The sequence below is a fragment of the Microbacterium sp. ER1 genome, assembly GCF_023383675.1.
Taxonomy (GTDB): Bacteria; Actinomycetota; Actinomycetes; order Actinomycetales; family Microbacteriaceae; genus Microbacterium.
This window is the reverse complement of record NZ_QCXO01000123.1, coordinates 43910-62941: the sequence shown is the minus strand read 5'-3', so window position 1 is coordinate 62941 and position 19032 is coordinate 43910. Positions and strand designations below refer to the sequence as shown.

Here is a 19032-nt window from a genome sequence, read left to right as displayed (position 1 = left end):
CCCATGACCTCCTCCGACACCCTCCCGATCCCCCGGCTCGCCTCCGCCGACGACATCCACGAGCACGCCTGGCTCGTGGAGTCGCGTCACCCCACCAGCGAGGGCGTCGTCGTCTACGTCCGGTGCGCGGGCTGCGACTCGCGCCGGGTCGACCTCGCCACGCATACCCCGATGCCGCCGACCGCGCTGAGCCGGGCCGTGGTCACGCCGTCAGCGCGATGAGCTTCCGCACGGTGCGGAGGTTGCGCGCCGTACCGGGAACCCCGAGCGCCCGGTCCAGCACGGCCTTCGTGAGCTTCGTCGTGTGCACCCCGCCGGGGGCGTAGTCGATCCACAGATCGTGTCCGACCAGGGCGAGACGCTCCCCCGGGACGAGGCGCTCGTGCAGCGCCTCGAGGGCGCCCGCGGCGGGAGCGCCCTCGAGGAACATCGCGTGCACGAGCTTCAGCTCCCCCTCCGGGAAGGGCTGGGCCGCTTCAGACTCGGCGAGCTCGGTGTGCGTGCGGTGGATCACCGGAGTGTCGACGCCGAACTCCGCCGCGATGAGCGCACGGACCGACGCGCAGGCAGCCGCGGGTTCCCGCGGCGTCGCGCAGAGGATGTTGCCGCTCGCGATGTAGGTGGAGACGTCCTCCAGGTCGGTCGCGGCGGCGAGCACCTCCCGCAACCGCACCATCGGCACACTGCTGCGTCCGCTGACGTTGACCGCGCGGAGGAGGAGGACGCTGCGGCTCACGCCTCCGAGCTCTCGAGGAGCTCGGCACCGGCATGCGCGAGCTCGGCGAGGGCCGCGGCACTGGGTTCGGGCGCCACTCCGGCGACCAGGTCGGCGAGGACGCGGACGTGGACGCCGTGGGCGATCGCATCGAGTGCGGAGGCACGGACGCAGTGGTCCGTGGCGATGCCGACGACGTCGGCCGTCACGACGCCGGCCGCGCTCAGCACCGCGGCGACCGTCGCCCCGTCGTCGGTCACCCCCTCGAACATCGAGTAGGCCGGACGGCCCTGTCCCTTGCGCACGTGATGGGTGACACCGTCGGTCACGAGCAGCGGGTCGTAGTCGGCTCCGGCCGTGCCGGCGACGCAGTGCACGGGCCAGGAGTCGGTGTAGTCCGGGGTCGTGGAGAAGTGGCCGCCGTTGTCGCCGTCGGGATCGTGCCAGTCCCGGGAGGCCACGACGACCTCGTAGTCGTCGGCGTGGGACGCGAGGTAGGCGGAGACGGCGGCGGCCACCGCGTCACCGCCCGCAACCGCGAGGGCGCCGCCCTCGGTGAAGTCGTTCTGCACGTCGACGATGAGAAGCGCTCTGCTCATGCTCCGAGCGTACGCCCCGCGGCCGGGCCCGGGAACGAGGAAACCCCCGGGACCACGAGGGTTCCGGGGGTTTTCCTGAGCCGCTTGTCAGAATCGAACTGACGACCTTTTCATTACGAGTGAAATGCTCTGCCGACTGAGCTAAAGCGGCGTGCGACGCGTGAGCGGCGCGATCACCGATATTACCCTGTCTCGCGCTCGCTCGCGAATCGAGGCTCTCTCACTCGCAGCGCAGGCCGTCTTCCGGCACCACGTCTTCGAGGAGGAACGCCTCCACCGCCTCGTCGACGCAGACGTTGCCCTTGTTGTAGCCGGTGTGGCCCTCACCCACGCGGGTGATGAGGACGCCCTCGGAGAGCTGGTCGGCGAGCGACTCCGACCACTCGTACGGGGTCGCGGGATCGTTGGTCGTACCGACGACGACGATGGGACCCGCACCTTCCGCCGTGATCTTCTCGCGGGTGCCGGTGGGCGGATACGGCCACACCTCGCACGGGTCGGGTCCCGACCAGTACGGAGCGATGGTCGGCGCCCCCTCCGCGATCTTCTTCTCCGTGGCCGCCTCGGCCGCAGGGTCGTCCTCGACCGGGTAGTCCGTGCAGTTGTACGCGCGGAAGGCCTCGGTCGAGTTGTCGATGTAGGTGCCGTTCTCCCGGCCGTTGTAGAAGTCGGCGAGGCGGAAGGCCGTCGACGGGTCGCCCTGCAGCGCCTCGTCCAGGGCCTGGGTGAGGATCTCCCAGCTGTCCTCCGAGTACAGCGCCGCGATGATCGCCGTCATCAGGGCGTCGGCGCCCATGAGCCGGCCGTCGCCGTTCTTCAACGGCGTGCGGTCCGCGCTCGCGAGCAGGGCGCCGAGATCGGCCATCGCCTCGTCGACCGTCCCGCTGAAGGGGCAAGAGCCGGAGTCGAGGCAGTTCTGCATGTAGGCCCGCAGGGCCGACTCGAAGCCCAGCGCCTGCGTGGCGCCGACCTCGAGGCCGGGGACGGAGGGATCGATCGCCCCGTCGAGCACGAGCCGCCCGGCCTTCTCCGGGTAGAGCTTGGCGTAGGTCGCCCCGAGGAACGTGCCGTAAGAGTACCCGAGGTAGTTGAGCTCCTTGTCGCCCAGGACGGCGCGGAGGAGGTCCATGTCGCGGGCGGCGTTCACGGTCGTGATGTACGGGAGGATGCCCCCGCTGTTGGCGTCGCACGCCTCTCCGAAGCCGCGGGCGGAATCGAGCAGCTCGGTCTCCCACTCCGGGGTGCCCCGCGGCGCCGAAGGGATGCCGTAGAGGTACTCGTCCATCTCCTTCGCGTCGTAGCAGGTGACGGCGGTGGAGGCGCCGACCCCGCGCGGGTCGAAGCCGATGACGTCGTAGTTCTCGATGAGCGCCGGACCCACCGCGTAGTCGAGGCTTCCCTGGATGAGGTCGACGCCGCTGGAACCGGGGCCACCGGGGTTCGTGAGCAGCGAGCCGATCGCCTCGCCCTCGGCGCGATGCCGCACGACGGCGAGCTCGATCTCTCCCGCTCCGGGGTCGTCCCAGTCGAGCGGCGCGGTGACGGTCGTGCAGTCGAAGCCCGGCCCGCACTCGGTCCAGTCCAGCTCCTGGGAGTAGAAGGGAAGCAGATCTTCCGAGACACCCTCGGTGTCCGGGGTCTTCTCCACGGCCGGCTTCGAGGACTGCTCCGGGATCATGGCGTAGAGGCACCCGGAGAGCACGACCGAGGCGGCGGCCAGACCGGCGATGAGCGCCGCGGAGCGACGGAGGCGGGGCAGGGATCGAGTCTTCACGGTTTCCTCCCGCTCGTGACGGTCACGAGCAAACTCTCGAGTGCGAGCAGCGGGGCGACGTTGCGCTCCAGCGCCTCACGGGTCTCAGCCAGGTGGTCGAGCACGACGAGCGTACGCTCGACGCTCCAGGCGGCGGCGAGGGCGGCCAGCTCGGCGTGCAGCTCGCGATTGATGAGATCGTCACCGCGGCCGTACTGCAGCATCACGACATCGCGGAAGAGCGACTGCAGATCCGTGAGGACGCGGTCGATGCCGTCCCGCAGACTCCGCGTCGCCCGCTTCTTCTGTTCGTCCTCCAGCGCGGACACCTGGGCCCGCAGCGCCGGAGGCACGGCCTGCCCCTCGGCGACCCCGACGGTGCGCAGGAGCGCGGCGCGTTCCGCCGCATCCCGCTCGGCCGTGAGTGCCTTGGCGTCTTCCGTCGCCGCCTGGATGATGCGCCCGGCGACCTCGACCGCGTCGTTGACCCCGCGCACGCCCATCACGGCGCGGAGCGTCTCGTCGCGGCGTCGCCGGGCGGCGTCGTCGGTGGCGAGTCGCTGGGCCATGCCGATGTGGCGCTGCGCGTGTCGGGCGGCCTGCTCGGCGACGGCCTCGTCCACGCCCGTGCGGAGGCTGATGAGGCGGGACACGTCCACCACGTCGGGTTCGCGGAGTCGGAGCGACCGCACGCGTGAGCGGATGGTCGGGAGGAGGTCGGCCTCACTCGGCGCGCAGAGGATCCAGACGGTCTGCTCCGGCGGCTCCTCCAGCGCCTTGAGCAGCACGTTCGAGGTGCGCTCGACCATCCGGTCTGCGTCTTCGACGACGATGACCCGGTAGCGGCCGGCGGACGGGGCGAAGTAGGAGCGCTCGACGAGGGCCCGTGCTTCGGCGATGGTGATGATCACCTTGTCGGTGCGCAGCGCCGTCACATCGGGGTGGGTGCCGGCGAGGACCTGGCGCATCGTGGCCTCGTCGTCCGGCCCCTCGGCGATGAGCGCCGCGGCGAAGGCATAGGCGAGCGTCGAGCGTCCGGATCCCGGAGGGCCCGTGATCAACCAGGCGTGCGAGAGCGCGGCCGGATCGGCCGAGGCGGCGCGCAACGTCTCGACGGCGGCCTCCTGCCCCCAGACATCGGCCCAGGGAAACGGCGGGGCGAGGGTCGAGGGCATGCACTCAGCCTAATCGGGACCGCCGACGCTCCCACCACCCGCTGACGGACCGTGCGTCCCGTCGGACGAAGCCCTCTCTGTGGAGGATCAGTCGAAGAGCGCCGAGACGCGGGCGCGGATCCGATCGGCGATGCGCTCGGGCGACGCCGCGGCGTCGATAACGAGGAAGCGGGCGGGCTCCGCACGGGCCAGTTCGAGGTAGGCGTCGCGCACACGGGCGTGGAAGGCCTCCTTCTCGGCCTCCAGCCGGTCGAACGGCTTGTCGGCCGAGTCGAGGCGCGTGCGCGCCGTGGCCGGATCGAGGTCGAGGAGCACGGTGAGATCCGGAAGAGCACCCTCCGCAGCCCACAGCGACAGGTCGCGGATCTCCGTGGCGTCGAGGACGCGTCCGGCGCCCTGGTACGCCACTGAGGAGTCGAGATAGCGGTCCTGCAGCACGATCTCGCCGCGAGCGAGCGCGGGGCGCACCACCGTCGCGACGTGGTGCGCGCGGTCGGCGGCGTAGAGCAGCGCCTCCGCGCGCGGCGCGATGTCACCGCGGTGGTGGAGCACGATGTCTCGGATGAGCTGCCCGACCTCGGAGCCGCCCGGCTCCCGGGTGCGCACGACCGTCCGACCGCTCTGCTCGAGCCACGTGGCGAGGAGGTTCGACTGGGTCGTCTTCCCGGAGCCGTCCCCGCCCTCCAGCGTGATCCAGAGGCCGGGGCCTGCGGTCACGACTCCGCCTTCTCTGCCGCCTTCGCCGCCGCGTTCGCGGCCCGGGTCACCGCCGCCTTCTTGGCCGCCGCCGAGCGAGCTGCCGACGTGGTCGACGTCTTCGCCGCGGTGGACTTCTTCGCCGTGGAGGCCTTCGCCGGCGTCTTCTTCGCCGGCGCCTTCTTGGCCGGAGCCTTCTTCGCCGCTCCCCGCTTGGGTGCCGGACCCTTGGCGCGCTTGTCCGCGAGCATCTGCACGGCGATCTCGAACGTGATGTCGTCCGGGGTCTGTCCGCGCGGGATGGTGACGTTCGTCTCACCGTCGGTGACGTACGGGCCGAAGCGGCCGTCGCGCACGCGGATGGGCTTGCCGCTCACCGGGTCGGCGTCGAACTCCGCCAGCGCGCTCGACGCCCGGCGGGCGCCGTACTTGGGCTGCTGGTAGATCTCCAGCGCCTGTTCCAGCGTGACGTCGAAGATCTGCGACTCGCTCTCCAGCGACCGGGAGTCGGCACCCTTCTTCAGGTACGGACCGAAGCGGCCGTTCTGCGCGGTGATCTCGTCGCCCGACTCCGGGTCGACGCCGACCACGCGCGGCAGGCTCAGCAGCTGCAGCGCGGTGTCGAGGTCGATCGTGTCGACCGACATCGAGCGGAACAGCGAGGCGGTGCGGGGCTTGGGCGCCGCTTCCTTCTTCGCACCGCGCTTCCCCTTCGCGCTGGGTGCCTGAGCCTGTCGAAGGTCGACGACCTCGCCGGTGGCCTCATCGACGACGGCGTCGTCGGAGACCGGATCGTTCTCCTGCACGTAGGGGCCGAAGCGTCCGTCCTTGACGACGACGACCTTGCCGTTCTCCGGGTTCACCCCGAGGACACGGTCGCCGGCGACCGGCGCGTCGATGAGCTCCTGGGCCTTCTCCGCCGTGAGCTCGTCGGGCGCGAGATCTTCGGGGACGTTGACGATGCGCGGCTTGGCCTCCGGATCCTTCGGGTCCGTCACCTCGAGGTAGGGGCCGTACTTGCCGAAGCGCAGCGTCGCGGTGTCGGTGATCCGCGTCGAGTTCAGCGCGCGGGCGTCGATCTCGCCGAGGTTGTCGACGACCTGGCGCAGACCCACGTGCGAGTCGGAGCCGAAGTAGAACGACTTCAGCCACTCGACACGGTTCTGCTCGCCGCGGGCGATGGTGTCGAGGTCGTCCTCGAGCGCCGCGGTGAAGTCGTAGTCGACGAGCTCGGCGAAGTGCTCCTCGAGCAGACGCACCACGCTGAACGCGAGCCACGTCGGCACGAGGGCCTGGCCGCGCTTGACCGCGTACCCGCGATCGAGGATGGTCTCCGGGATCGTGGCGAAGGTCGAGGGTCGGCCGATGCCCTTCTCCTCGAGCACCTTCACCAGCGAGGCCTCGGTGTAGCGCGGCTTCGGCGTGGTGCGGTGACCCTTCGCCTCCGCGGCGGACACGGCCAGCTCGTCGCCGACGGAGACGGCGGGCAGGGACTGGTTCTCCGCGGCGTCGGCGTCGCTGCGCTTCTCGTCGCGACCCTCCTCGTACGCCTCGAGGAAACCCTTGAACGTGTAGACCGTGCCGGAGGCGGTGAACTCCGCCGTCTGGCCGTCCGCCTCGACCGCGATGGTGACGGTCGTCGTCTCGTACTTGGCGTCCGACATCTGGCTCGCGACGGTGCGCTTCCAGATCAGGTCGTACAGCCGCTGCTCCTCGCGGTCGAGCTCGCCGGACAGCGAGGACGGCGTGCGGAAGTTCTCCCCCGACGGGCGGATCGCCTCGTGCGCCTCCTGGGCGTTCTTGCTCTTCGACTTGTAGACGCGCGGCTTGAGCGGCACCGCGTTGTCGCCGTAGAGAGCCACGGCCTGACTCCGGGCCGCCTGCACCGCCTGGGTGCTCAGCGCCGTGGAGTCGGTACGCATATAGGTGATGTACCCCTTCTCGTAGAGGCGCTGGGCGACGCTCATCGCCTGCTTCGCGCTCATCGAGAGCTTGCGGCCCGCCTCCTGCTGCATGGTGGAGGTCGTGAAGGGCGCGTAGGGGCTGCGGGTTCCCGGCTTGGCCTCGACCTTGGTGACGGTTCCCGCCCCGGCGGCGTCGACGGCGCGCGCAAGGGTCGCCGCCTTCGCCTCGTCGAGGACCACGACCGCCTTCTTGAGCTTCCCGGTGTCGTCGAAGTCGGAGCCGCGGGCGAGCTGGCCGCCGTCCACGCGCACCAGGCGGATGCGGAACGACGTGCCGGTCGCGGCCGCATCGGCGTCGACGTCCCAGTACTCCGCGGAGACGAAGGCCATGCGCTCGCGCTCGCGGTCGACGATCAGGCGGGTCGCGGCGGACTGCACGCGGCCGGCCGAGATCCCGGTCTTGACCTTGTACCAGAGCACGGGCGAGACGTCCCACCCGTAGAGGCGGTCGAGGATGCGGCGGGTCTCCTGCGCATCGACGAGGGCGTGGTCGAGTTCACGGGTGTTGCCGACAGCGGCCTGGATCGCGTCCTTGGTGATCTCGTGGAAGACCATGCGCTTGACCGGCACCTTGGGCTTGAGCGTCTCCAGCAGGTGCCAGGCGATGGCCTCGCCCTCGCGGTCCTCATCAGTGGCGAGCAGGACCTCATCCGCGTGCTTGAGCGCGCGCTTGAGCTCGGCGACCGTCTTGGTCTTGCGGTCCGACACCACGTAGTAAGGGTCGAAGCCGTTGTCGATGTCGATGGAGTACTTGCCGTACGCCTTCTTGTCCTCGGCCGGGATGTCCTTCTTGTCGGCGAGATCGCGGATGTGGCCGACGGAGCTGAGCACCTCGTAACCGTCGCCGAGGTATCCCTGAATAGACCGCATCTTCGTCGGGGACTCGACGATGACGAGCTTCTTGCCTTCAGCCAAGGGGCGTCCTTTCTTCGAAGCACACCATACACACCGCTATCAGGGGTCGTTCACAGCGGGCGAGGGGTAGAGCCGCCGTCATGGTTCCTCGGGTGGCCCGGCACGAGCGCGGGAGACGGCAGCGAGTCCAGCGTACGCCGCCTCCACCGACACGGTCGCCACATACCCTTCCAGCGAACAGCTCGTCAGGGCCGCCCCGCTCGCCGCGGCGACCCTGGCGGCCAACGCACAGGGCTCGTCCGGCGTCGGCACCGCGCCGCTCGCGGCATCGGCGGCGGCGAGCGCGGCGGCGTCGGCCGCGCCCGCCGCACGCTGTGCCGTGACCGCCGCACCGCCCACCGCCGCGAGACCGACGGACAGCGTGGCGCTCACCACGAGGAGCGCGGCCGCGAGCGCCGACCCCGCCATCAGCGGCCCCCGTCCAGGGCGCAGCTCGAGGCACGCAGCGGGACGCTGATGACCGCTCCGAGCGACACCCGGAGCGTCGCCGTGGCGCACACGAGGTCGCCGGCAGGGGCGAACGCGGTACCGGCACCCGGGATCGCCTCGTGGACGACCCGGGCAGCCGCCGCCGCGTCCTCGCCACGACCGAGCAGTCGGGCGGCGTCGGCGGCAGCATCCTGCAGCGCGACCTGCCGCGACGCCGCCAGGAGAGCTCCCGCCCCCAGCAGCAGCACCAGCACGATGGCCGGCAGCGCCAGGGCGAGCTCCGCCGCGACGGCACCGCGGTCGCCCCGCCACCTTGCCGGTGCCGCGGTCGCGCGAGCGTCGTGTCCGCCGTGCGTCATGACACGGTCAGGGCTCGACGGACGAGACCGGTGAGGATGCCCCGCACCTCGTCCGAGCGCATGATCGCCACGAGCAGACCGGCGAAGGCGACCGCGGCCATGGTAGTGATGGCGTATTCGGCGGTCGCCGCGCCGGTGTCGTCTCCGAAGAGCGCCCTGGCGCGGCGCCGGTCCAGGGTGGGGAGCGTGTCGTTCATCTTCGTACCTCTTTCTTTGTCGGTGATCACGGAAGGGTCAGGTCGGCAGCGGCGTGGAGGCGAGCACACTGAGCAGGAGGGGCGCCACACCGAGCAGGAGGAACGCCGGCAGCGTGCAGACGCCGAGCGGAAGCAGCAGGCGCGTGGAGAGACGCGCGGCGCGGAGACGCCCGTGCACCCTGGCGCGATGCCGGTCCTGCGCCGCCGCCGCGCGCAGCAGCTCAACGGCGGGGACGCCGGCCGCGCGGGAGAGCTCGAGCACCTGGCCGACGCGGTCGCGCTCGGCGGGGTCGACGACGCCGGTCTCGGTGACGAGCGCGACGGCGCGGTCGATCGGTGCGCCGCCGGCGAGCGCCACCGCGACGAGTTCCGCGGCCATGCCCGGCGTGCCCGGCGCTGGGCGTGCTTGGCGCAGCAGCCGCCGTATCCAGAGCCGAGCGGCCGCGACCAGCAGCAGCCCCGCGACGACGCATACGCCCCCGAGCGGGTTACCGATGATCGCGCCCAGGGTGTCGAATCCCAGCGCGGCGCCGAGCAGCAGACCGGCCAGCGGCATCCACAGCAGCAGTCGCGCCGTCCCCGCAGGCTCGGCGAGAGCCACTCGGACATCGTCGGCCGCCGACGCGGCATCGCGCAGCGCCTCGGCGATGGTGCGGAGCACGTCGGCCAGCGGTGCCCCCACCGTCGTGGCGACCTCCCACGCCGCCGCCAGCTCCGTCCACATGCCACCCTGCGCCTCGATCGCGGACACCAGCGGCATGCCCTCGCGCGTTCGTTCGAGCACCGCCGTCGCGGCGGGGTCTCCCGTGCCCGCGAGGTGCCTCCAGGCGACGAGGGGGATCGCCCCGGCCTGCAGGAGCACCGCGAGCGTCTGGACGGAATCGGCGACATGCGGACCGGCCGCCGACGCCGGACGCGGCACACGGAGCGTCACCACGGCTCGACCTCCTCGATCGTCAGGCGGTCGCCCGCGAGCGCGAGACGGCCGGCCTTCGCGATGCGTCGGATGCCATCCCGAGCCCGCTCCAGGTGCAACACGATGGTGAAGGCACTCACCGCCTGACGCGCGAGCGCTACCGCGTCCATGCCGGCGAGCGCTCCCAGGGCCTCCAACCGCGCGGGGACGTCGGCCAGACCGCTGGCGTGCAGAGTGCCGGCGCCGCCGTCGTGCCCGGTGTTGAGCGCGGTGAGCAGCTCCCGCACCTCCACTCCTCGGCATTCGCCCACCACGAGGCGGTCGGGCCGCATGCGCAGGGACTCCCGCACCAGCCGCGCCAGATCGATCTCACCGGCGCCTTCGAGGTTGGCCTGCCGGGCCTCCAGAGCGACATGGTGCGGATGCCGGGGCCGCAGCTCCGCGACGTCTTCGATGGTGACGATGCGCTCCTCGGGCGGGACCTCCGACAGCAGGGCCGACAGCAGCGTCGTCTTGCCGGAGCCCGTGCCCCCGGTGAGGAGGAGGTTCGCCCGGTCGCGGACCAGCGCGCCGAGCCATCGCCGCTGGCGCGGATCGAACGCTCCGCGCGCCGCGAGCGCATCGAGGTCGGCGGCATGCACGCGAGGGACGCGGATCGACAGGGCTGTGCCTCGCGCCGACACCGGAGCCAGCGCGGCGTGCACCCGGACCCCGGACCCGAGGCGGACGTCGACGCACGGCGTCTGATCGTCGAGGTGTCGCCCGCCGATCGCGACGAGCGCCACGGCGAGCTCCCGGACCTCCCGCTCCGTCGCCCGCCACTCCGGAACACGTACCGCGCCCCTCCCCCTGTCCACGAACAGCGCGTCCGCGCCGTTCAGGAACACGTCCGTGACCTCGTCGTCGATGAACGGCGCGAGCGGGGCGAAAGCCGGCTCGCTCCGGAGAGCCTCCTGCGGCGAGCGTGGCGCCGCGCGCGTCTCGGACGAGCGCGGCTGGATGACGAATCGGTCAGGCATACGGCGACGGTAGGCCGCAGCCGCCCACCTGGACCGCGCGGTGCCCGGGCTCCCGCGGCGCGTGTGCACAAGCCGGCGCCGTCTCCCGCAGTGGAGGAGCCGATCGCGAAGCGAGCGCGAATCGGGAGCGCTCCCATGAGAAAGGGCGGCACCTCACGGGGGGAATGAGGTGCCGCCCACGGCGGCTCTCGATCGGGGGAATCGGGCACGCCAAGGCCGGAATGAGATTTCGGCTGTCGTCGAGTGTACGCAAGGCGACCGTCCTGACAAAACCCACCCGACTACTGACTTTCGGCAGTATTCGACGGTGGGGGCCGGGGATAGATTCACCCTGACCTGGTCGCACTCCCCCTGCGGCCATGCCTGCACGACCCGAACGCCGCAAAGGAGCGCCTGCCGATGAGCAGTCAGATCGATCACCTTCTCGACGAGACCCGGCGCTTCGCGCCGTCGGAGGAGTTCGCCGCCCAATCCGTCGCCTCGAAAGAGCTCTACGAGCGCGCCGCCGCGGATCGCGAGGGCTTCTGGGCCGATCAGTCGCGCGAGCTCGTGCACTGGCACAAGCCCTTCACCCAGGTCCTCGACTGGAGCAACCCGCCCTTCGCCAAGTGGTTCGACGACGGCGAGCTCAACGTGGCCTACAACTGCCTCGACCGGCACGTCGAGGCCGGCAACGGAGACCGCGTGGCGCTCTTCTGGGAGGGCGAGCCCGGCGACAGCCGCCGCATCACCTACGCCGAGCTGACGGACGAGGTCAAGCGCGTCGCGAACGTGCTCGAGGGTCTCGGCATCGGGCAGGGCGACCGCGTCGCGATCTATCTGCCGATGATCCCCGAGGCGATCGCCGCGATGCTCGCCGTGGCGCGCGTGGGCGCCATCCACTCGGTCGTCTTCGGCGGGTTCAGCGCGGACAGCCTGCGCTCCCGGATCGACGACGCCGGCGCCAAGCTCGTCATCACCGCGGACGGCGGGTACCGCAAGGGCCGCGTCTCCGCGCTGAAGCCGGCGGTGGACCAGGCGCTGGCCGACCGCGGCGAGGGCGAGCAGCAGACCGTCGAGCACGTGCTCGTGGTCAAGCGCGGCGAGAACGAGGTGGAGTGGACGGAAGGCCGCGACCTCTGGTGGCACGACGTCGTCCCCGCGGCCTCGGCCGACCACACGGCGCAGGCGTTCCCCGCCGAGAACCCCCTCTTCATCCTGTACACCTCGGGCACGACGGGGAAGCCGAAGGGCATCCTGCACACCTCCGGCGGCTACCTCACCCAGGCGGCGTACTCGCACAAGAACGTCTTCGACCTGAAGCCGGAGACCGACGTCTACTGGTGCACCGCCGACATCGGCTGGATCACCGGACACAGCTACGTCACCTATGGTCCGCTCGCGAACGGCGCGACCCAGGTGCTCTACGAAGGCACGCCCGACACCCCGCACCCCGGCCGCTGGTGGGAGCTCATCGAGAAGTACAAGGTCTCGATCTTCTACACGGCCCCGACCGCGATCCGCTCGTTCATGAAGATCGGTCGCAGCGTCCCGCAGAAGTTCGACCTGTCCTCGCTGCGCGTGCTCGGCTCAGTGGGCGAGCCCATCAACCCCGAGGCCTGGATGTGGTACCGCGAGGTCATCGGCGCCGGCACGACCCCGATCGTCGACACGTGGTGGCAGACCGAGACCGGCGCGATCATGGTGTCGGCGCTCCCCGGCATCACCGCGACGAAGCCCGGCTCCGCCCAGGTGCCGCTGCCCGGCATCTCGATCGACGTGGTGGACGAGCAGGGCGTCGAGGTCGGCAACGGCAACGGCGGGCTCCTCGTCATCACCGAACCGTGGCCGAGCATGCTGCGCGGCATCTGGGGCGACCCGGAGCGCTTCCGCGAGACCTACTGGGAGAAGTTCGAGAAGCAGGGCTACTACTTCGCCGGCGACGGCGCGCGGCTCGACGAGGACGGCGAGCTCTGGCTGCTCGGACGCGTCGACGACGTGATGAACGTCTCGGGTCACCGCCTGTCGACCGCGGAGATCGAGTCCTCGCTCGTCGCGCACGAGGCCACCGCGGAGGCCGCCGTCGTCGGCGCCTCGGACGAGACCACGGGTCAGGCGGTCGTGGCGTTCGTGATCATCAAGGAGAGCTACCTCTCCGCGCACGACCCGGCGGGACTCGCGCAGCAGCTGCGGCTCTGGGTGGGCGAGCAGATCGGCGCGATCGCCCGTCCGCGTGACGTCTACATCGTCGGCGAGCTGCCGAAGACCCGCTCCGGGAAGATCATGCGGCGCCTGCTCCGCGACGTGGCCGAGGGTCGCGAGGTCGGCGACACGACGACGCTCGCGGACACGGCCGTGATGAGCATCATCTCCGCCCAGGTCAAGTAACGCGAGACCCCGGGTTCACGTCGAGACCCCCTGTTGCAGACGTCTGCAGCAGGGGGTCTCGACGTGTGCCCGGGGTCTCGGCGTGCCGGGCGCGGGAACTATGCGAGGCGGAACGTGACCTCGACCTCGACGGGGCTGCCGAGCGGGAGCTCGGCGACGCCGACGGCGGCACGCGCGTGCCGGCCCTCCTCGCCGAAGATCTCGCCGAGCACCTCACTCGCGCCGTTGATGACGCCGGGCTGTCCGGTGAAGCCCTCCGCCGAGCCGACGAACCCGCCTACCCGGACGACGCCCGCGATGCGGTCCACGCCGCCCGCGACGTCGGCCGCGGCGGCCAGCGCGTTCAGAGCGCACGTCCGCGCGTACGCCTTCGCGTCCTCGGCGGACACCTCCGCGCCGACCTTGCCGGTCGCGGGGAGGGCGCCGTCGACGAACGGGAGCTGGCCCGACGTGTAGACGAGGCCGCCGTGCACGACGGCCGGCACGTAGGCGGCGACCGGAGCGGCGACGGCGGGCAGCTCGATGCCGAGCTCGGAGAGGCGGGCGGCGATGCTCATGCCTGGCCTCCCTCGAACTGGCGCGAGGCCTCGGCGGCGGCGGCGAGACCGGCGTTGGTCGAGCCGTCCGTGGTCACGGGGCGCTTGAAGTAGGCGACCAGACCGCCTTCGGGGCCCTGCACCACCTGGACGAGCTCCCAGCCCTGCTTGCCCCAGTTGTTGAGGATGGCCGCGGTGTTGTGGATCAGCAGCGGCGTGGTGAGGTACTCCCACGTGGTCATGGCACTCCTGTCGATCAGGGCGCGTCCAGGGCAGACCGGGCCGCGCTCGTCAAAGCCGGTATTCAGGGAACTCCCCTACGATCAAGCGTATGCCCCAAAAGAACCGCACGGTGAAGGGCGTGCTCGGCGGTCTCGTCGGGCTCGTCGGACTGAGCGCCATCGCCGGTCTGCTGGTCACCGCCAGCGTCACCCCCGTCCTCGCGATGACCGGCGTCGCCGGCACCACGGCGCTGACCATCTTCGATGAGCTTCCCGAGGTGCTGAAGGTCGACACTCCCATGGAGCAGTCGACCATCTACGCCACGAACCCCGAGGGCAAGCCGGTCGTGCTGGCGTCGTTCTACGAGCAGAACCGCGTCCCGGTGAAGTACGAGGAAGTCTCGCCGGTCCTCTACGACGCGATCCTCTCGAGTGAGGACAAGAACTTCTACACCCACGGCGGGGTCAACCTCGGCGCGACGGTGAAGGCCCTCGTCGACAACGTGCGCGGCACCTCGAGCCGTGGCGCCTCGACCATCAGCCAGCAGTTCGTGAAGAACGTCCGCATCCAGCAGTGCGAGCAGAACGTCAGCACCGCCTCCGAGACCTATGCGGACGAGCTGCAGCAGTGCTGGCAGGACGCCACCAACGCGTCGGGCGTCGACGGCATCGAGCGCAAGCTCCAGGAGATGCGCTACGCCATCCAGATCGAGAAGGACTACTCGAAGAACGAGATCCTCCTCGGCTACCTGAACATCGCGAACTTCGGCGGCACGGTCTACGGCATCGAGGCCGCGTCGCGCTACTACTTCTCCACGTCCGCCAGCAAGCTCAGCGTCGCCCAGGCCGCGACCCTCGCCGGCATCGTGCAGAACCCGAACACCTACCGGATCGACAAGCCGGAGGGCACGTACACGACCAAGGACGGCGTCGCCCACAACTCCGCGGAGGACGGCTACAAGGACGCCAAGGACCGTCGTGACTACGTCCTCGGGCGCATGCTCGCCGACAAGAAGATCACCCAGGCCCAGTACGACGAGGCGATGGCCTCGGCGATCGAGCCGGCGATCACCGTTCCCGTCCAGGGCTGTGCGGCGGCCGGGCGCAACGCCTACTTCTGCCAGTACGTGAAGTCGATCATCGAGAACGACGAGGCCTTCGGCGAGGACATCCAGGACCGTCGGGATCTGCTCCGCCGCGGTGGCCTGAAGATCTACACGTCGCTCGACTTCCGTGTGCAGGACCCGGCCGCCGAGGAGATGGCCAACGTCGTCCCGGCCAACTTCGACAACAAGTACTTCGGCGCCGCGGGTGTCTCCATCGAGGTCGGCACCGGTCGCATCCTCTCGATCACCCAGAACACGATGTTCTCGGAGACGCCGACCACCGATCAGGCGTACTCCTCCCTCGTGTTCGCCGGTGACCAGAAGTACGGCAAGTCCGGCGGCTTCCAGGTGGGATCGACGTACAAGCTGTTCACCCTCATCGACTGGCTCGAGAAGGGGCACTCCGTCCGGGAGAACCTGAACGGCACCGTGCAGACCAATCTGCGGATCCCCGTCTGCGGCAGCCCGCAGGCGACGAACACGGCGGAGATCGGCAACTTCGGCCGCAGCCGCGGCTACCCCGGCACCCCGATGACCTTCACGGCCCAGTCGCTCAACAGTGGCTACTTCGCCATGGCGGCCAAGCTCGACGTCTGCGACATCAACAAGGTCGCCGACAAGATGGGCGTCACGCTGGCCAACGGCAACAAGGTCACCGAGGAGAACGTGCCGTACGACGTGCTCGGCCCGAAGAACATCTCCCCCATCGCGATGGCCAACGCGTACGCCACCGTCGCGAGCGGCGGCACGTACTGCACGCCGCGCGCGATCGACAAGGTGATCGACGCGGAGGGCAAGGAGCGCGAGCTTCCCAAGGCCTCGTGCACCGAGGGCGTGCTCGCCCCGGAGGTCGCCGCGACCGCCGCCTACGCGCTCCAGGGCGTCATGGCCGGCGGAGGCACCGGTGCCAGGGCCAACCCGTTCGACGGCACGCCGCTGATCGGCAAGACCGGTACCCACGACCTCTGGTCGACGATGATGATCGAGTCGAGCACCAAGGTCGCGACCGCGGTCTGGGCCGGCCGGTCGAACGGCAACCACGACAACGTCTTCAACGTCTGGACCGGCAGCCACCTCCTCAACGAGGTGCGCTATCCGCTGGCGAGGGCGGCTCAGCACGCGGCCAACATGGTCTACGGCGGCGACGCCTTCCCACAGCCCGACGGCAACCTCATCCGGCAGATCCGGGTGGACGTGCCCGATGTGGTCGGACAGACGGTGGAGGAGGCGACGGCCACCCTCGAGCGTGCCGGGTTCACCGTCTCGGTGGGCGATCCCGTCGACAGCGACAAGGCGACCAACATCGTCGTCGCGCAGGATCCCAGTGGTCAGGCTCCGTCGGGCGCCACCATCACGATCTCGCCGAGCAACGGTGACGGAGCGACCGTCCCCGACGTCACCGGCCAGTCTCCGACCGCCGCGAACGCCGCGCTGATCGCAGCCGGCTTCACGTCGGTCGAGCGCGCCGGATCGTGCAACGCGGACGATGCCAAGGTGACCTCGACGGACCCGGCCGCGAACACCGCGGCCACGAAGTCCACGCCGATCAGGGTGACGTGCAAGTAGGCGCGCCCCGCGCGGCACACCCGGCCCTCATCGCGCTCGGCGCGGTGGGGGCCGTCGGTGCGGCCGCCGCGGTGTGGGGCATCGGGATCGAGCGCTACCTGTTCACCGTGCGGGAGGTGACGGCGGAGGCCCTTCCCGCCGGCGCGGAGCCGCTGCGCATCCTGCACCTGTCCGATGCGCACATGGCGCCCTGGCAGCGTCGGAAGCAGGACTGGCTCGCCTCGCTCGCCGAGCTTCAGCCCGACCTCATCGTCAACACCGGCGACAACCTCGGTCACGAGGACGGGCTGCAGGGGATCCGTCGCGCCTTCGCTCCCCTCGCCGGCATCCCCGGTGTGTTCGTGCACGGGTCGAACGACGTCAACGTCCCCACGCCGCGCAATCCGCTGCGCTACTTCGCGGGCCCGTCTCAGAAGATCCGACAGCCGGCTCTGCTCGACACCGCCGCGATGGACGACTACTTCACGGACGAGCTCGGCTGGGCCGATCTGAACAACGCCGCGGCTCGGCTGACCGTCCGCGGAGCGCCCGTCGACCTGTTCGGCGTGAACGACGCGCATCGCGACTGGGATCGGCTGGACCTGCTCCCCGACGCCCTGGCCGGCCTCGGTCCCCGCCCGGGCGGTGCTCCCGTGCTGGGGGTGACGCACGCCCCCTATCAGCGGGTGCTCAACGGCTTCGTCGACCTCGGCGCGGACGCGATCCTCGGCGGACACACGCACGGGGGCCAGGTGTGCCTCCCCGGGTATGGCGCGCTCGTCGCCAACTGCGACATCCCCCTCAAGCAGGCCAAGGGGCTGAGCACCTGGACGCACGACGGGCGTTCGGCGCCGCTGAACGTGAGCGCCGGCTGCGGACACTCGATCTACGCCCCCGTGCGCTTCGCGTGCCGCCCCGAGGCGACGCTGCTCACCCTGACCCCGCGCGCCTGAGCCCGTACGACACGGGCGCGGATCCCCGTGCCGAGGGCTCCCGCACGGCGCGCCACGCGGATGTGCGCGCTCGATTCGGTGCTGGAGGCATTTCGCTGTAGACTCGGAGGGTTGCAAAACGGGGTGTGGCGCAGCTTGGTAGCGCGCTTCGTTCGGGACGAAGAGGTCGCAGGTTCAAATCCTGTCACCCCGACCAGTGACACGAGAAGGCCGCCCGCAGGGGCGGCCTTCTCTGTATCGGGATGTCGTGCGAGAGGGGAACGCATGGGGAGGCTCCTGCCGCCGCCGCGTCGTTCGACGCGCATCTGGGCGCTCGCTCTCGGGCTGCCGTTCCTCGCCGGCATCGCGTTCCTCACGCTCACGCCCGCGCGGGTGGAGCAGACGATGCCCTCCGTGGTGGACCTCGCCCTCGGCGCACTCCACCGCGTCGGCTGGACGGGCCTCGACTTCACGCGCCTCGAGATCCTCGCGAACGTCATCGTCTTCGTCCCCGTCGGCATCCTCGCGTTCCTGCTCCTTCCCCGTCGGCTCTGGCCGCTGTCGCTGCTCGTGGGCCCGACCCTCTCGCTTGTGATCGAGACGGCGCAGTACCTGGCACTCCCCCACCGCGCCGCGACCGTGAGCGACGTGCTGGCCAACTCCACTGGGGCGACGATCGGCATCGTCATCGCGGTGTTCTGCACGCTGCTCGCCACCACACCCTCCTCCCGGCCGCGAACACCTACAGTGGAGGCATCATGACATCGCCCTCTCTCGTCGCCTTCGACCTCGATGACACGCTCGCGCCGTCCAAGGGCACGATCGACCCGCGGATCGCCGCGCTCCTGAACGAGCTGCTCCGATCCGTCGACGTCGCCATCATCTCCGGGGGCAACGAGGCGCAGTTCCGCACGCAGGTCGTCGCGCAGCTCGCGGACGCCGACCCGGAGGCGCTCGCCCGCCTGCACCTGCTTCCGACGTGCGGCACGCGATACCTGCGGCATGACGGCAGCGACTTCGTAGCCGTGTACGCCCACGATCTGAGCGACGAGGAGAAGTCCGCCGCCCTCACGGCCCTCCGCGAGGAGGCGGAGCGCCTCGGGCTCTGGGAGGCCGAGCCCTGGGGCGAGATCCTCGAGGACCGCGGCTCGCAGATCACGTTCTCGGCCCTCGGCCAGCAGGCACCGCGTGACGCCAAGCACGCCTGGGATCCGACCGGCGCGAAGCGCGGCGCCCTGCGCGATGCCGTCGCCGCGCGGCTTCCTGGCCTCGAGGTGCGCTCCGGCGGCTCGACCTCCATCGACATCACCCGCGCCGGCATCGACAAGGCGTTCGGCATGCGACAGCTCGCCACGCACACCGGGATCGAGCTCACGGCGATGCTGTTCTACGGCGACCGTCTCGACGAGGGCGGCAACGACTACCCCGTCCTCGCGCTGGGCGTGCCGTCGGTGGCCGTCGAGGGCTGGGAGGACACGGCGGCCCGCCTCGAGGCTCTCCTGCCGACCCTCTCCACCCGGGTCTGACGCGCAGGTTCGCACGACGTCGACCCGCCTGCACGACGGGAGGATCGAATCCGTCGTGCAGG

The 19032-nt window shown here is 70.7% G+C and carries 19 protein-coding genes and 2 tRNA genes; 7 read left to right on the top strand and 14 right to left on the bottom strand.

Annotated elements, in window-relative coordinates; genetic code table 11:
• Positions 1 to 3 precede the first annotated feature (3 nt).
• Positions 4 to 222: a hypothetical protein gene (locus BV453_RS03570; protein ID WP_025104281.1), complete on the top strand. Its 219-nt coding sequence runs from the start codon at positions 4 to 6 to the stop codon at positions 220 to 222.
• On the opposite strand, the gene BV453_RS03565 is transcribed toward BV453_RS03570, so the two are convergent.
• The 12 genes from BV453_RS03565 to BV453_RS03510 form a co-directional block, all read right to left on the bottom strand.
• Positions 203 to 736, bottom strand: a complete 534-nt coding sequence (locus BV453_RS03565) for a DUF1697 domain-containing protein (protein WP_025104280.1) — start codon at positions 734 to 736, stop codon at positions 203 to 205. The genes BV453_RS03570 and BV453_RS03565 overlap by 20 nt on opposite strands.
• Entirely contained in the window at positions 733 to 1314 is a 582-nt protein-coding gene (locus tag BV453_RS03560) for an isochorismatase family protein (protein WP_025104279.1), read from the bottom strand. Before BV453_RS03560 ends, BV453_RS03565 begins: the two co-directional genes overlap by 4 nt.
• A gap of 78 nt (positions 1315 to 1392) precedes the next feature.
• A tRNA-Thr gene (locus BV453_RS03555) sits at positions 1393 to 1465 on the bottom strand.
• A gap of 69 nt (positions 1466 to 1534) precedes the next feature.
• The gene (locus BV453_RS03550; protein ID WP_249520899.1) at positions 1535 to 3088 is read right to left on the bottom strand and encodes an alpha/beta hydrolase; all 1554 of its coding nucleotides are present in this window, start codon (positions 3086 to 3088) and stop codon (positions 1535 to 1537) included.
• A complete protein-coding gene (locus BV453_RS03545) occupies positions 3085 to 4242 on the bottom strand; it encodes a DNA polymerase III subunit delta' (RefSeq protein WP_249520898.1) in 1158 nt (385 codons plus the stop codon). The genes BV453_RS03550 and BV453_RS03545 overlap by 4 nt, the downstream gene beginning before the upstream one ends.
• 87 nt (positions 4243 to 4329) lie before the next feature.
• Positions 4330 to 4959, bottom strand: coding sequence for a dTMP kinase (tmk, locus tag BV453_RS03540; RefSeq protein WP_025104276.1), 630 nt, complete (start codon positions 4957 to 4959; stop codon positions 4330 to 4332).
• On the bottom strand, positions 4956 to 7817 hold the full coding sequence (gene topA, locus BV453_RS03535; RefSeq protein WP_249520897.1) for a type I DNA topoisomerase: 2862 nt from the start codon (positions 7815 to 7817) through the stop codon (positions 4956 to 4958). The genes tmk and topA overlap by 4 nt, the downstream gene beginning before the upstream one ends.
• Positions 7818 to 7895: 78 nt before the next feature.
• Positions 7896 to 8225, bottom strand: coding sequence for an Rv3654c family TadE-like protein (locus BV453_RS03530; RefSeq protein ID WP_249520896.1), 330 nt, complete (start codon positions 8223 to 8225; stop codon positions 7896 to 7898).
• Positions 8225 to 8605, bottom strand: a complete 381-nt coding sequence (locus BV453_RS03525) for a TadE family type IV pilus minor pilin (protein ID WP_249520895.1) — start codon at positions 8603 to 8605, stop codon at positions 8225 to 8227. Before BV453_RS03525 ends, BV453_RS03530 begins: the two co-directional genes overlap by 1 nt.
• A complete protein-coding gene (locus BV453_RS03520; RefSeq protein ID WP_025104272.1) occupies positions 8602 to 8802 on the bottom strand; it encodes a DUF4244 domain-containing protein in 201 nt (66 codons plus the stop codon). The genes BV453_RS03525 and BV453_RS03520 overlap by 4 nt, the downstream gene beginning before the upstream one ends.
• 37 nt (positions 8803 to 8839) lie before the next feature.
• Positions 8840 to 9739 (bottom strand): type II secretion system F family protein, encoded by a 900-nt coding sequence (locus BV453_RS03515; RefSeq protein ID WP_249520894.1) that lies wholly within the window; start codon positions 9737 to 9739, stop codon positions 8840 to 8842.
• Positions 9733 to 10737 carry a TadA family conjugal transfer-associated ATPase gene (locus tag BV453_RS03510; protein WP_249520893.1) on the bottom strand — a complete coding sequence of 335 codons (1005 nt, stop codon included), beginning with the start codon at positions 10735 to 10737 and terminating at the stop codon, positions 9733 to 9735. Before BV453_RS03510 ends, BV453_RS03515 begins: the two co-directional genes overlap by 7 nt.
• Positions 10738 to 11136: 399 nt before the next feature.
• Here BV453_RS03510 and acs point away from each other — a divergent pair, with 399 nt between their 5' ends.
• Positions 11137 to 13104, top strand: a complete 1968-nt coding sequence (gene acs / locus BV453_RS03505; RefSeq protein ID WP_249520892.1) for an acetate--CoA ligase — start codon at positions 11137 to 11139, stop codon at positions 13102 to 13104.
• 98 nt (positions 13105 to 13202) lie between these two features.
• On the opposite strand, the gene BV453_RS03500 is transcribed toward acs, so the two are convergent.
• On the bottom strand, positions 13203 to 13661 hold the full coding sequence (locus BV453_RS03500; RefSeq protein ID WP_025104268.1) for a RidA family protein: 459 nt from the start codon (positions 13659 to 13661) through the stop codon (positions 13203 to 13205).
• Positions 13658 to 13882: a hypothetical protein gene (locus BV453_RS03495; RefSeq protein ID WP_025104267.1), complete on the bottom strand. Its 225-nt coding sequence runs from the start codon at positions 13880 to 13882 to the stop codon at positions 13658 to 13660. The genes BV453_RS03500 and BV453_RS03495 overlap by 4 nt, the downstream gene beginning before the upstream one ends.
• An 89-nt stretch (positions 13883 to 13971) precedes the next feature.
• Here BV453_RS03495 and BV453_RS03490 point away from each other — a divergent pair, with 89 nt between their 5' ends.
• The 5 genes from BV453_RS03490 to BV453_RS03470 all read left to right on the top strand — a co-directional run bounded on the left by BV453_RS03490 (position 13972) and on the right by BV453_RS03470 (position 18970).
• Entirely contained in the window at positions 13972 to 16533 is a 2562-nt protein-coding gene (locus BV453_RS03490) for a transglycosylase domain-containing protein (RefSeq protein ID WP_025104266.1), read from the top strand.
• Positions 16524 to 17465 carry a metallophosphoesterase gene (locus BV453_RS03485; RefSeq protein ID WP_126894487.1) on the top strand — a complete coding sequence of 314 codons (942 nt, stop codon included), beginning with the start codon at positions 16524 to 16526 and terminating at the stop codon, positions 17463 to 17465. The genes BV453_RS03490 and BV453_RS03485 overlap by 10 nt, the downstream gene beginning before the upstream one ends.
• A gap of 119 nt (positions 17466 to 17584) precedes the next feature.
• Positions 17585 to 17661 (top strand) — tRNA-Pro (locus BV453_RS03480).
• Between the two features lie 68 nt (positions 17662 to 17729).
• On the top strand, positions 17730 to 18206 hold the full coding sequence (locus BV453_RS03475) for a VanZ family protein (protein WP_126894486.1): 477 nt from the start codon (positions 17730 to 17732) through the stop codon (positions 18204 to 18206).
• Positions 18203 to 18970 (top strand): HAD-IIB family hydrolase, encoded by a 768-nt coding sequence (locus BV453_RS03470; RefSeq protein WP_126894485.1) that lies wholly within the window; start codon positions 18203 to 18205, stop codon positions 18968 to 18970. Before BV453_RS03475 ends, BV453_RS03470 begins: the two co-directional genes overlap by 4 nt.
• Positions 18971 to 19032: the final 62 nt, after the last annotated feature.